Origin of the sequence: Pseudidiomarina insulisalsae, assembly GCF_003987065.1 — a bacterium.
GTDB lineage: Bacteria > Pseudomonadota > Gammaproteobacteria > Enterobacterales > Alteromonadaceae > Pseudidiomarina > Pseudidiomarina insulisalsae.
In genome coordinates this window covers 78979-92589 of record NZ_PIPY01000005.1, presented here as the reverse complement: position 1 = coordinate 92589, position 13611 = coordinate 78979, and the positions used below count along the sequence as shown (strand labels likewise).

The following is a 13611-nucleotide window of genomic DNA, read 5'->3' as shown; positions in this document are numbered from 1 at the left end:
TTTTATACATCAATCAAATTGCTCATAGAAATCATCGCCCAGATCTTCTGGCTCACCTTCGTTGGTGGCTTCAGCAGGCGGGTTGCCTTCATACACGTCGTCGCGCCAGCGCTGGAAGTAAGCTTCGCGCACGAAGCTGTACGGGTCGAGCGCGTTCTCCATTAAGCGTTCCTGCTCCTGCAAGCTCAAGCGCAGCTCAAGCGCTTTAATGGTGAAACGAGCGATGCTGGTCGGCGTGCTGAGATCATCCAGCGGAAAATACAGTCCATCGACAATATCACCCCCCCGGTCAACGGGCACGGTGGGTCCCACCACTGGTAACATCAGATAAGGCCCGTTACCTACGCCCCAGCTGGCCAGCGTCTCGCCAAAAGCTTCTTCACGAACCGTCAATCCCATCGGCGTGGCAACATCAAAAATGCCCACGACGCCCACGGTACTATTGATTAAAAACCGCCAGAACGACACGCCGGCATCTTTGAACTTGCCTTGCAGTACATTATTCACTAAATACGATGGTTCCTCGAGGTTCTCGGCGGCGTTCAATAAACCAGTACGCACTGGCTGTGGGATTTTGCCGTAGGTACGCGCGACCGGCCAAATCACATTCTCGTCAAATGCCTGATTAAAGTCCCACAGGTCACGGTTTACGTCCTCAAACGGGTCGCGGGGGTCAGTGTAGTTGTCGTCGGGCGCCGACGCACAGCCACTTAGTCCGACCACCGCAAGCACTACTGCTAGAATTGAATTCTTCAATGGCTTCTCCTTGCTCAGTTGGGTGTCAGCTGCAACGAAATCGTCAGGGTGACTTCAGCATCGGGCGCAGGCGTAACTATTTTCGCCTCAGCACCCAGGTCACCGGCAGCTATTTCAATACGATCATCAGTTGAAATACGTGCTTCAACCAGCCATTGGTTCAACTGACTCATTTTGTAATCGGGCAGCATGGCCTGCGCGTCAGACAATACGACTTCAACCGGAAAGTCATTGACCGGTTGCCGCACCACAGCCGCCGGCATCGGCGCGCCATCAACGGCTTTGACAAATACGAATAAAGTGGCATCTTCGGGCAACTGCGCGCGTAACGCATCGGCCAGCTCTACGCGCACCCGCAACTGCTGTTGGGTTGCTTCCAGCTGTGCCCGGGCATCCGCCAGTGCCTCTTGCACGGCAACGTAACGGGGATCGTCGGCGCTCATGACGCGGCTTAGCAAACGCCAGGCCTCCACCGCTTGTTGCCAGTCACCTCGTTGATAGGCCACTGCGCCGGTTAACGACAGCGCATCAATATTGCGTGGCTCCAGCGCCAGCAATTCAGATAGCAATCGCGCCGCGCGCTGCAACTGCTCGGCACCGCCTAAGTTGATCAGTAACTGTGCATAGCCAAGTAGAATACCAGGGCGCTCGGGTTCAAGCTGATAAGCGTGGCCGTATGCTTCTAACGCCTGTTCGTAACGCTGTAGTGCGGTCGTTGCGCGCGCATAGAGCATCCAGGTCAAACCGTCACCACCGTCTTGCTGCAATCGCTGCCGCAAACCGAGCGCGAACAGTTTCAGCTCCTCCTCGGTGGGAGCTGCCTGCTGATTATTCAGCACCTGTTGCGCTAACTCGGGGAGTTGCTGCCGCGCCTGATCGGCGAAACGTTGCTGCTCCCAACTACCGAACAAAGCGTAGCCTACCGCAGCGAAGATCACGATAAAAACCGCCGGCAACCAGATACCCCGGCCAATCGCATGCTCTTCAAGTTGTTCCAGCTCGGCATTCTCGTTGACGAAGCGCTTGTCCAATTCGCGCAGAGCAGCCTGAAATGCCTTTTCGCTTAACAAGCCGTCGGCGTACTCCTGCTTTAACTCCTGCTGCCGCTGCTGGTAAAGCTCGCGGTTCACATCAAGCCGGGTGCGGCGCTGTGCCCGTTGCCGGACACCAAAAAATGCCACCAGAGCAACGGCTAACAACGCCAGTACGGCCATTCCAACCAGCAGTAGCACATTCATCGGTTTTGCTCCTTTTCGCCTTCGCGGCGCAGTTCTTCCAGTCGCGCTTGCTCGCCTGCGTCGAGTTCAATTTCCTCAACTTTCTGCCTGCGCACACGATATAAAATCACCAAAGCACCAACGGCCAACACTGTTAAAGGGCCCCACCAGAGAATGCTGGTAACAAACGTCATCGGCGGTTGGTAGTGAACAAAGTCGCCATAACGTGCGACCATATAATCAATGACTTCCTGTTTACTCGCACCCTGCTTGACCATTACATAGGTACGATCACGTAAGTCTTTGGCCAGCTCAGCATTCGAGTCTGCGATACTCTGATTCTGACATTTCGGGCAACGCAACTCATCAATCAAGTCGTGAAACAGTGCTTCCTGCGCCGGTTCATCAAACTCATATTCCTGCAGACTTTGTGCTCCTGCAGACGGAACAGTTACCGCGAAACTAATCAAAAACAACATACTGGCCAACGCCAGACAACGCGACAGCGCATGAATCATTTGTTCGTCTCCTGTGTCGCGCCGTCGAGTAGCGCCCGGTAGCGTTGCCCCAGTTCGCCCTGCCAGACCCGTTCATTAACGTCGCCAACATGGCGATAACGGACGGTGCCGCTCGCATCGATCAGAAAGGTTTCGGGGGCGCCATAGACACCGAATTCAAGCGCAACGCTGCCGTCGGCATCGAATAAATTTACCTGATAGGGGTCACCTAATGTGTTAAGCCAGGCCACCGCTTTATCGCGGGAGTCATCTTTATAATTCAGGCCAATAATGGCAACGCCTTCGGCTGCTAACTTATTCAGGTACTCATGTTCTGCACGACAAGTGGGACACCAGGTCGCCCAAACATTGAGCAACAGAGGCTGGCCTTTCAGTATGTCGTGGGTATAGGTGCGTTCCGGTTGATAAAGATCGGGCACAGTAAACTGCGGAACAGGCTTACCCACCAGCGCCGAACTAAGTTCGGTCGGGTCGGAAAATAAACCACGCAGCAGGAAAACCACCAGTAGCACAAATGCCAGAAACGGTAATAGCAATACAGCCCAACGCCAGCCCTTACTCATGCATCACCTCGTTGTTTCTTAAACGCACGATAACGTTTATCACTCATTGCCAATGCCCCGCCCAGGGCCATTAGCAAGGCACCCAGCCAAATCCAGCGCACGAAGGGTTTAATGTAAATGCGCACCGCCCAGGCATCGCTGTTGTCTAAAGGCTCGCCCAACGCGACATACAGATCGCGGGTAAAGCCAGCATCAAGCCCGACTTCTGTCATACTCATGCGTTGCACCGTATAAAAACGCTTTTCGGTCACCAAATCGGTAATTTTGCGATCGCCTGAATAAACCGAAAACTCTGCATGATCGGTAATATAGTTTGGTCCCTGCTGCTGACTGAGCACGTCAAACTGGAACCGGTAGCCCTGTACTGTCACACTATCACCCGGTGCCAGGCGCACGTCGCGTTCAACCTCATACTGACTGACCGCTGCAATACCTATCAGGGTGACGGCAAAGCCAAGATGGCCAAGCACCATACCCCAGTGGCTACGTCCCAGTTTACTCAGTCCCGCCAGGCCCTGCTTGCGCTGCTGAACGCGCAGACGCAATTCAGTAACCAAGGTTAGCGTAATCCAGGCACTCATGATGACACCCAGCACTGCCATTGCTTTAACCTGCTCAGCAAAAATGGCCGGCAACGCGTAACCGAGACCAATGGCCAGCATCAAGGCCAACGCCAGACTGTTGCGCAGTGGCTTCAGCTCCTGCCGGCGCCACCGCATTAATGGCCCCATCCCCATCAACAGTACAAAAGGTACGATCAGCCAGGTAAACATCTGATTAAAGAAAGGCACGCCAATCGAGATAGAACCCAGTCCCAGCTCCTTATGTACCAGTGGCAATAAGGTACCGAGCAACACCACAATGGTGGCGGCAATCAGCAGAATATTATTGCCAAGCAGCATGACTTCGCGCGATACAGCTTCATATTTAGTGTGGCTTTGCACCACACCGCCACGCAGGGCAAATAGCAGCAGCGAGCCGCCAATGACGGCCGCCAGCAAGCCGAGAATAAATAAACCACGCGCCGGATCAGTGGCGAAGGCGTGCACCGAGACAATTACGCCCGAGCGCACCAGGAAGGTACCGAGCAAACTCAGACTAAACGCCGAAATTGCTAAAAGTACGGTCCAGGATTTAAAGGCACCACGTTTTTCTGTAACCGCCAAACTGTGAATGAGGGCCGTACCCACCAACCAAGGCATAAAGCTGGCATTTTCGACCGGGTCCCAGAACCACCAGCCGCCCCAGCCAAGCTCGTAATAAGCCCACCAGCTACCAATCGCGATACCCAGCGTCAGGAACGACCATGCCGCCGTTGCCCAAGGCCGTGACCACCGTGCCCAGGCAGCGTCCAGCTTGCCGGTTAATAGCGCTGCAATAGCAAAGGCAAAGGCGACTGAGAAGCCGACATACCCCATGTAAAGCAACGGTGGATGAATAATCATGCCCGGGTCTTGCAGCAGCGGGTTTAAGTCTTGCCCATCCACCGGAATCCAGGGCAGCGTTCGATCAAAGGGATTCGATACCGTCAGCATAAACAGATAAAAACCAATACTGATAAGACCCAAAATAGCGAGAACGCGGGCCATCATAGTAATCGGCATGCGCCGTGAGAATAATGCGACTGCGGCAATCCAGCCAGCCTGCATCAGCATCCACAACAGGAACGAGCCCTCATGCGCGCCCCACACCGCAGTAATGCGGTAGGCCAGCGGCAACTGCGTATTCGAGTTCGCCGCGACATAGGCAATACTGAAATCATTGACCACAAAACCCCAGGTCAGCGCCGCATAGGCAATTGCAGTAAACACGAACTGTCCATATGCCAACGGACGCGCCAGCAGCATCGCCCCACTATGCCCTTTATAGGCGCCCCATAACGGATAAATTGCGAGCAATAATGAAAAGCCCAGCGCCAGCGCCAGGGCAAATTGGCCTAATTCAGCAATCATTGATCAGAGCCCTTAAACGCATCCGGTTGGTTGGGGTTAACGTGCTTGATTCCTTTCATTTTCTCGGCCAGCTCCGGCGGCATGTACTCTTCATCGTGCTTGGCCAGTACTTCACTGGCTTGCATGACCGTCGGTTCCACCATAACACCTTGTGCGACAATTCCCTGCCCTTCACGGAACAGATCCGGCAGAATACCCGTGTACAATATGGTGACTTCAGGGCCAGTATCGGTCACCCGAAAGGCAACCTCCAGGGTTTCCGGATCGCGCCGCACCGACCCCTCAACGACCATACCGCCAATGCGCAAACGCTGACCTACTTCAGGTCGCACTTCATCTTTACCTTTACCGGCAATGACTTCGCTAGGCGTGTAAAACAGATCGATATTGTTCGACAGCGCATACAGAATGACACTTATTGCCACCGCGACACCGGCAACGAGGCCAAGAGTCCAGGTCAAACGCTGTTTTCGTCGGGGATTCATTGCCACTGCTAGGTTACCTCTCGTTTACGTCGCGCCAGCCGTTGCTGCCGTTGCTGCTCTTTGACAAACTCCTGCTGAAGTTTGCGGCGCGCTTGCAACCCTTGCACTACGACCAACGCCAATGCGAGAAAACTCACACCAAAAGCCAGCCACACATAAAAGCCGTAGCCGCCCATATTTATAAATGCTTGCCAACTATCAAACTGCATTATGCTTGCCCCTTCTGACCATTGTTCGCTTCAGTAAGTTCTGCTGCAAATTGAGCTTTCACCCAGGGACGCCGCAGCTCTTGTCGTAAAATTTCGTTACGCATGCGTTGCATAACTAATGCTGCGGCGAGAAGTGCAAAGGCCAGCAAACAGATCAGTAGCGGATACAGCATACTATCGGCCATGGGCGGACGTTCAAATACCGTCAGCGTTGCGCCCTGATGCAACGAGTTCCACCACTCGACTGAATAACGGATAATCGGGATATTGATAACGCCGACCATCGCCAGAATACCGGCGGCTTTGGCGCCGGTGCGGTTGTCACTAAATGCGTGATAGAGTGCCAGCACACCAATGTAAAGGAAGAGCAGGATCAGTTGTGAGGTAAGACGCGCGTCCCACTCCCACCAAGTGCCCCACATGGGCTTACCCCACACGGCTCCGGTAAACAATGAAATGAACGTATAGACCATGCCCACCGGCGCGATAGCGGCCAGAGCCCAATCGGCCATTTTTAACTGCCAGACCCGACCGATAAAAGCAGCGATTGCCAGTGCCAGATAGAGACTCATGGACAGCATCGCGGTCGGTACGTGGACGAAAATAATGCGGTAACTGTCGCCTTGCTGATAGTCCGCAGGTGCGAACACCAGCCCCCAAATCAAGCCAATGCTCAATGTCGCAACAGCACCCAAAGTTACCCAGGGTAACCAGCGGCCCAGTAAGTGGTAGACAACTTCAGGTTTTGCGTACGGATGCAACCAACGCCACATGTTAATTCACACTCACTCGAATTGAGGCTGCGACCGCAAATGGGGCCAGCAGCAAGGTTAATAAACTTAGCCCTGCCAATAATAACACCTGTGGCCAGGCTTCTGTACCCACTAGCGCTGCCTCGACGGCGCCGCTGGCAAAAATCAGTAGAGGTATAAATAGTGGCAGCAATAGCAGGCTTAATAATGCGCCGCCGCGGCCGAGACTTACGGTTAGTGCTGCACCAATGGCAGTGATAGCACTTAAAATGGGGGTGCCCACTAAAAGCGTGGCAACCAACGCCCACCATCCAGCCATCGGCAGCTTTAATAATAACGCGCATAGAGGCGCCAGGATCACTAGTGGGAGTCCACTTAGCAACCAGTGCACAGCCATTTTTCCAAAAGCTAACAGAGGCAGCGGTTGCGGCTGCAATGTCATTTGCTCGAGTGTGCCATCCAGATAGTCTTCGCGGAACAATCTCTCAGAACCAAGTAGCGCTGAAAGCAGTGCGGCTACCCAGATGACTCCGGCGGCTATACGCCCGAGGATATCTGGACCTGGGCCGACCGCCAGCGGAAAAAGGGTGACCACCATTAAAACAAATAACAAAGGATTTAAGACATCGCTGCGTCTGCGCATCACGACCATCAAGTCACGCTGCATCACGGCTTTAAGCGCTTGCCAGTTAGAAGCCTGCATCGTCCGCTCCAGTGATGCGAATGCGTTTAAATTGGGCGCCCTGCCAGGATAGAGGTTGGTGAGAAGTTAGAATAATCGCGCCGCCGCCGGCGATATGCTGAGCAAACTTTGTATGCAGTAGTTCAATACCAAAGGTGTCGAGCGCGGTAAATGGCTCATCCAGAATCCAGAGCGGGGCTTCGCTAAACCATAAGCGCGTTAGAGCAATGCGCCGTTGTTGGCCAGCGGACAGCTGCCCCGCAGGCAGATCTTCCAGCCCGATTAAGCCGACCGTTTCCAGTAAGTCCCAGGTATCAACATTACTCACGCCACCAAGTTCAGCCAACAATTCGACATTTTCAATCGCAGTGAGCTCGGTTTTTACCGCTGCTTTATGACCCATAAACAAGACGTGAGCACGCCAGTTTTCAGCAAGCTCGTTCTGTTCGGGGAAAAATTCGACGGTGCCTTCCTGTAATTCCACCAAACCCACGAGTGCGCGTAACAGGGTCGATTTACCGGCACCATTGACCCCCTCAATATGCAGAAGATCGCCAGATTTTACTGCAAACCTTAAGTCCGCAAAAAGTGTACGCCCGGCACGTTGCGAGGCAAGTTGCGATACGCTAAGAAGTGTCGACATGATGTATAGGCGGTACTACCGAAGCAAACATGAATATCTGCGTCGATAGTACCACAAGATGGCAGCGAAAGTGATCAGTTAATACGCATTTCCGTATGGGCGACCACGTTTTCGCTAATGCTACTCACACTCACCGACGCCGGAGTAAATGTGGTGCTAGGATTCGCTGAAGCAAAATAAACGGTCAAACTGGTTCCGGCACGTATACCCGGGCAAGAATAACCCACTGTATTCGTATTACCAATTGTCTCTATCTGACAAGTAACATTAAGATCTGACGTTGTTACCGTGACATCTCTGAAATCGCTTGATTTACACGCCTCCCAGCTACCTGTCTTACCTGTTTGTTTCCAGAATAAGCAGTTAATGTTCCCGGTCACCGAATAAAGAGCAACATCGTCATCTGCCTGGCCAACGACGGTTACATCCATATCACTGGTATACTCAATACCCAGTTCGTCGGTATGTACAGCACCGTTGCCTAAAATACTGGCATTACCCGCACTGACCTGGAAATCAATGGTCGTGGTACCTGAGTTAAGCGCCTGTAAACGTCCGCGACTATAAGTACCGTAGTAATTGTTCTCGGGGTCGACAATAGTCTGAATTTCTTCATTGGTGACCGTTGCCACATTAGTATTTTGTGAACTCCAGTTACCAAGCAAGGTGAGATTCACCTCGTAGAAAGGCACCATCGACAACCAGTCGGCACGACCGGAGTCAATCGCAGCCTGCACTGCAGCCATATGGCTTGTACTCATACGGTCTAAATACACCCCCCGGCCGATCAACTGATATGCGCCTGGAATAAATTCATCATCGCGTCCCGCCGGTTGCGCGGGTATCGTTGCTCCCGTAACCAGGGCGTGAACCACGTCACGCACGTAATTACGGTAACTGGCGCCGGTGGCCGCATTAAGTAAATATTCAGATGACATAATGCTGACGGCTTTCAAGTCCCAATCAGGATAAGTGACGTAGTAACCGTCTACGCGACGCATGCGGCAGGACTCTTCATAAACGTCGCCCTGACCAGCCGTCACTAGCGCACCATTAACATTTTTGAAGTGGTGATGATTACCGGTGTCAGTGCGAAGTTCAGTACTCCGGTAAGTATTGCCAGACTCAACCATGTCGTAATTATCATGATGATCACGGCAGCATAAGCTGCACAATTCAGACTGATTGGTATCAGCGGAAACACCTACCATTTTTTGCGTGGGTTGCGAACCGTAGGGGTCAAGTACTAAACGATCGCCTTCCAGAATAAGACGCGCCGGAGTTTTACCGCTGGTTCCGGGACCATCAAAACGACAACTACAATTGACGGTTACAAAGTCTTCAATCCGCTGTGTCTTTGACACCTCATTGTAGGTAACAGTATTGAAGGTCACCTGTAGCTTATCACCCTGTTTTTGTACCTGCGGTGTGGGCTTGGTGGTTTCTTTGACCTGGTATGCATCCGCGTTCGCATCATCCGTCAGCCGTAAGGCTATAACTTCCGGAGCCGCACCGGGGTTGTAGGTTACCTTCGGCTGAGCCCGGGCACCTGGTTGTGTAACAACCAATCCACCGTCACGCGACTCAATGTTATTAAACCATGCCTCCATTGCCAGCGTTTCAGAGCCACCCCCACGCTCAGTCCAGGCCACGGTAATAGTCACTGCCTTTGCATCAGGTTCAGGTGGCAATGGGTCAGGCTCGCTCGGGCTACCGGCAGGTACCCAACCTGAGCCCACCAGATATTGACTGACCACGTCCCAGCTCAAATTGAAGGTTTTGTCAGCACGCTGTTCGGTATCAGTGCCCGCGGCGAGGTTGCTGAAACGGGTAAAGCGCAGCTCTTCAATTTTATCCTGTGCCATCTCCATTGCCGCCGTGCGCTCACTCGCGCGTGTCGAAGACTGCAAAAACATGCGCTGCAAACTTACCAGCCCGGCCACGCCAACGGCTATAATAACCAATGCGACCAGTACCTCGACGAAAGTAAAGCCGCGACCTTTTCTAATTGAAATCATGCCAACTGCCTCCTACCCGATAGAGCCGGCGAAAAGCATCGCCGGTGACGACCTGTCGCATCGCATCTACATTGTAACGAACTGTCAGGTTACCATTTGATAAGTCCGGGTTTTGACTGGCCATTACCGAGCCATTTACAAAAGCGCCGCCATTTAACGTGATTTTATAATCGGTTGTATTACCGGGCGTATTGAACTGAAACAACATGCCGTATAGTTGCACGCTGCCATTCATTTTAAAGTCGCCGTCCTGTACCACTATGAGTGCGGGGTCATCTTCTGTGCCAACATCGCCATTGGGCATATCGCAGTTACCTTCGACCCAGATCAGGCCGGTGGTATCCGGGCCTAACGAAGAACAATTCGAAGTCACCAGGTTGGCCATATCACGAAGTTGTTGCCAACTATCCTCTGGTACACCAAACAGATAATTCAGCATGTCGTCCGGAAAGTCCGGATCGTTGTCCAGAATATCGACCCCTTTGTCGCCTCGGGAACTAAACGACTGCGACTCACAAACCCCGTGATCAAACTCCCACTGCCCGCACGTTGTCCCGGCACCGCCCATATTCACTGTGTTATCAGTCCAGATTGACAGTGGCACACCGTCGCCACCACCATTAGGATTCGCTACCACCTGAAAGCTACCAGAAACATTTATGCCGCCGCGTATCGCCAGTGGCACGTTAGGGCCGCCTCGTAACAGGGACATGACGATCAGTTGCTGAGCTGCTCGTTGGGTCGCCGAGCCGTCTGCCGAATTAGCGACAACTTCAAGCTCGACGACGTCGACATTTCCTCTTGGTGTATTGGGGTAGGTCACGCTGGTAATCGTCGCGGTATAGTTCGCACCGTCAATGGAGCTGGTAATGGTGCGGTCAAGGTTACTGCGGTCTTTATCAAGCTCCATAATTGTTTGTTCAAGGGCAGCATCAGCTACCGTTCGCGCTTCCAGCATTGACATGTGGTTGCGCATGATACGTTGTTCTTGCGCCTTAAACCGAGCAGTATAAAGCGTCACGATAATGATGATTGCAAGTAGCATTACGGTTAGCGTAACCGTTGCAAAACCTTGCTTACCTTTAACTGTTTCAAAACGCATTGCGAATCACCACCTCACTCGTTAACGTCCGTGTGATTTCTGCGTCATCAGGCATGGCCACTTCCAGCACCACTGAGACCCTTTGCTCGTTGACTAAATCGAGCATCTGTTCAGTCAGGGTAAACTCCAGTCTGTTGACGGTTAACATATTCGGCATTGTGATAGCCTGCCAGCCTGCTACACCACAGCCCGCTTCGCCCTGACGCATTTCTATCTGACCGTCAGCAAGCCGATAGCCAAAAGCTTCGTCTGCACCATCATAAACTCCGTCAGCGTCAGCATCATAGCGAAACAGTATGCAACTATTAGCTGTCTCGCCAGGAAAGTTGGATATCGTTATGGAGTCATTAAACTCAGTGCTGGCACTGGCCGGATCATAGACTAACTCAGCTGCATCGCCCCGGTAACCGGTACGCCGCAGGTCTCCAACCATTAAATCCATGACCACGGTCGACTCTTCATGCATCTGACTGAGCTGCAAGCTACGGGCATTCACCCCGAGCGTATTGGAAAAAACAGCAGTCAGCGCAGCCATCAGCATTAACCCTAATGTGATGGTAAGCATCAGTTCAATTAAAGACAGACCTTGTTGCCTTAACATGACGGATAATCCCCAATATTACCTGATGCCTTACAATAACGCAGACGGCCAAGTACACTTACGACAACACGCAACTCAGCGTCAACGGTGCCATCATCAACTAATTGATAGCCTACCGAACCGGCGTTTCCCCGTGCCAGTCCACGCAAACCGTCAAACCTAGTATAGTTACCGTTAGCAAACGCCGCATTGACATTTACATTGGGGTAATCACTACTGTTAACCTGTCGTAGGACATTATTGATACTGCAATCTTCGGTTAAACAATCGCAATCACTGGTTTCAGCGACTGCGGCACACCAATTGCCACCACTGGCGTCCCACACCACAAATCGCTCCTCAGTCGTACGCAGAGCATCCGAGCGAGCGTATTGCAGCAAGGCATAAGTGTCCTGCGCTGCGCCTTGCAGCCGCATGGACTCAGCCATGCCAAGCATCAGCGGTACGCCAGCACCAAGAATAATGGACAGAATGACTAACGTTATCAACAACTCAAGAAGAGTGAAGCCACGTTGCATTGCCTTCCATGGATTTATAAGTTTACGTCGCATTGCGTATTGGCCAAAAATAGCGTATCTATTTAGTTATAATTTAGACACTGATTGTTTATAAACGTTTAGTAGTGTAGTTCAAAAATTCATCATTGACGACAAGGCAAGTAAATGCAAGCAAATTTAAAACAAAGCGGCATGACGCTTATTGAACTGATGATTGTGGTGGTGATCATCGGCATTATTGCAAGTGCTGCCTATCCCAATTTCGTCGACTATGTACGTGAGGCGCGCCGGGCTGATGCCATGGGGCAATTACTGACGCTGCAAATGGCGCAAGAGGAATACCGCCTGAAAAATAACAGCTACGCTGATATCGCAACCTTAGGTATTACGCTCAATAGCGATTATTATAATTTTTCAGTATCGAATATTGGTGCGGAAACTTACACATTGACGGCGACAGCCACAGGTGGGCAGGTCAATGACACCGGTTGTACCACTATTTCGATCAATCAGAATGATCGGAAAACACCGGCGGAATGCTGGGAGCGTTAAGCATCGCTCCCTCGGTCACTAACCTTCATTTACAACTCGACCACACGTAACTCAGGTGGAATCGAGAAGGTAATATTCTCCTCGCGGCCGGTTCGCTCGTCAACGCTCTCACCCCCCCATTCCTGCAATTGCTTAATAACGTTCTGCACCAGAATTTCCGGCGCCGAGGCGCCAGCCGTTACACCTACGCGCTGTACTTTATCGAGCCAGCTACGTTCTATGCAACTGGCATCATCAATCAAATAGGCCGGGGTGCCCATTTTCTCGGCCAACTCACGTAAACGGTTTGAGTTCGAGCTGTTGCGTGCGCCCACTACCAGCAGTAAATCGACTTCGGCGGCAAGTTCACGCACGGCATCCTGGCGGTTCTGCGTGGCGTAACAAATGTCATCCTTACGCGGCCCCTGAATTTCAGGAAATTTCGCCCGTAGCGCGTCGATAACGTCAGCAGTATCGTCCACGGACAAGGTGGTCTGGCTCATATAATGCAGTTGCTGCGGATTTTTTACCTCAAGCTCTGCAACATCAGCCACAGACTCAACCAGATAAATACCGCCTTGCGCACTGGAATACTGCCCCATGGTGCCTTCAACTTCCGGATGCCCGGCATGCCCAATCAGCACACACTCCTGCCCCTTACGACTGGCGCGGGTCACTTCCATATGCACCTTGGTCACCAACGGACAGGTCGCATCAAATACTTTTAAACCGCGGTCTTTCGCTTCCTGACGCACAGCTTGCGACACACCGTGGGCAGAGAAGATAACGATACTATCGTCAGGCACTTCTTCGAGTTCATCTACAAAAACTGCCCCAGCCTTACGCAGCGAGTCGACCACATACTTGTTGTGCACCACTTCATGACGCACGTAAATAGGTGGCTCAAAAATCTCCAGCGCACGCTCAACGATGGTAATGGCACGGTCAACACCGGCACAAAAACCACGAGGATTCGCAAGCACAATTTTCATAAACAACTCCAACAACGTTACTCGTTACTCGATACTGGATACTGGATACTGGATACTGGTAAAACCAATAACTAATATCCACTATCTGATAAC

General features: G+C 52.1%; 16 protein-coding genes. 1 reads left to right on the top strand and 15 read right to left on the bottom strand.

Annotated features, from left to right (window positions below):
• Positions 1-9 precede the first annotated feature (9 nt).
• From CWI71_RS05700 to CWI71_RS05635, 14 genes are all read right to left on the bottom strand, one after another.
• A complete protein-coding gene (locus tag CWI71_RS05700; protein WP_126754312.1) occupies positions 10-756 on the bottom strand; it encodes an MlaA family lipoprotein in 747 nt (248 codons plus the stop codon).
• 14 nt (positions 757-770) lie between these two features.
• A complete protein-coding gene (ccmI, locus tag CWI71_RS05695; protein WP_126754311.1) occupies positions 771-1994 on the bottom strand; it encodes a c-type cytochrome biogenesis protein CcmI in 1224 nt (407 codons plus the stop codon).
• Positions 1991-2491: a cytochrome c-type biogenesis protein gene (locus CWI71_RS05690; RefSeq protein ID WP_126754310.1), complete on the bottom strand. Its 501-nt coding sequence runs from the start codon at positions 2489-2491 to the stop codon at positions 1991-1993. Before CWI71_RS05690 ends, ccmI begins: the two co-directional genes overlap by 4 nt.
• Positions 2488-3054, bottom strand: coding sequence for a DsbE family thiol:disulfide interchange protein (locus tag CWI71_RS05685; protein WP_126754309.1), 567 nt, complete (start codon positions 3052-3054; stop codon positions 2488-2490). The genes CWI71_RS05690 and CWI71_RS05685 overlap by 4 nt, the downstream gene beginning before the upstream one ends.
• Positions 3051-5006 carry a heme lyase CcmF/NrfE family subunit gene (locus CWI71_RS05680; RefSeq protein WP_126754308.1) on the bottom strand — a complete coding sequence of 652 codons (1956 nt, stop codon included), beginning with the start codon at positions 5004-5006 and terminating at the stop codon, positions 3051-3053. The genes CWI71_RS05685 and CWI71_RS05680 overlap by 4 nt, the downstream gene beginning before the upstream one ends.
• Positions 5003-5491: a cytochrome c maturation protein CcmE gene (ccmE, locus tag CWI71_RS05675; protein WP_126754307.1), complete on the bottom strand. Its 489-nt coding sequence runs from the start codon at positions 5489-5491 to the stop codon at positions 5003-5005. Before ccmE ends, CWI71_RS05680 begins: the two co-directional genes overlap by 4 nt.
• Positions 5492-5499: 8 nt before the next feature.
• Positions 5500-5700 (bottom strand): heme exporter protein CcmD, encoded by a 201-nt coding sequence (ccmD, locus tag CWI71_RS05670; protein ID WP_126754306.1) that lies wholly within the window; start codon positions 5698-5700, stop codon positions 5500-5502.
• Entirely contained in the window at positions 5700-6473 is a 774-nt protein-coding gene (locus CWI71_RS05665; protein ID WP_126754305.1) for a heme ABC transporter permease, read from the bottom strand. Before CWI71_RS05665 ends, ccmD begins: the two co-directional genes overlap by 1 nt.
• A 1-nt stretch (position 6474) precedes the next feature.
• Positions 6475-7155: a heme exporter protein CcmB gene (gene ccmB, locus CWI71_RS05660; protein WP_126754304.1), complete on the bottom strand. Its 681-nt coding sequence runs from the start codon at positions 7153-7155 to the stop codon at positions 6475-6477.
• Positions 7142-7777: a cytochrome c biogenesis heme-transporting ATPase CcmA gene (ccmA, locus tag CWI71_RS05655; protein WP_126754303.1), complete on the bottom strand. Its 636-nt coding sequence runs from the start codon at positions 7775-7777 to the stop codon at positions 7142-7144. The genes ccmB and ccmA overlap by 14 nt, the downstream gene beginning before the upstream one ends.
• Before the next feature lie 74 nt (positions 7778-7851).
• Positions 7852-9795, bottom strand: coding sequence for a type IV pilus modification PilV family protein (locus tag CWI71_RS05650; RefSeq protein WP_126754302.1), 1944 nt, complete (start codon positions 9793-9795; stop codon positions 7852-7854).
• Positions 9782-10897, bottom strand: coding sequence for a pilus assembly PilX N-terminal domain-containing protein (locus CWI71_RS05645; RefSeq protein WP_126754301.1), 1116 nt, complete (start codon positions 10895-10897; stop codon positions 9782-9784). The genes CWI71_RS05650 and CWI71_RS05645 overlap by 14 nt, the downstream gene beginning before the upstream one ends.
• Positions 10887-11498, bottom strand: a complete 612-nt coding sequence (locus CWI71_RS05640; protein WP_126754300.1) for a prepilin-type N-terminal cleavage/methylation domain-containing protein — start codon at positions 11496-11498, stop codon at positions 10887-10889. Before CWI71_RS05640 ends, CWI71_RS05645 begins: the two co-directional genes overlap by 11 nt.
• A complete protein-coding gene (locus CWI71_RS05635; protein WP_198678740.1) occupies positions 11492-12016 on the bottom strand; it encodes a GspH/FimT family pseudopilin in 525 nt (174 codons plus the stop codon). The genes CWI71_RS05640 and CWI71_RS05635 overlap by 7 nt, the downstream gene beginning before the upstream one ends.
• A 144-nt stretch (positions 12017-12160) precedes the next feature.
• On the opposite strand from CWI71_RS05635, the gene CWI71_RS05630 reads away from it, so the two are divergent.
• A complete protein-coding gene (locus CWI71_RS05630; RefSeq protein ID WP_126754299.1) occupies positions 12161-12547 on the top strand; it encodes a type IV pilin protein in 387 nt (128 codons plus the stop codon).
• A gap of 29 nt (positions 12548-12576) precedes the next feature.
• On the opposite strand, the gene ispH is transcribed toward CWI71_RS05630, so the two are convergent.
• Entirely contained in the window at positions 12577-13518 is a 942-nt protein-coding gene (gene ispH / locus CWI71_RS05625) for a 4-hydroxy-3-methylbut-2-enyl diphosphate reductase (RefSeq protein ID WP_126754298.1), read from the bottom strand.
• Positions 13519-13611: the final 93 nt, after the last annotated feature.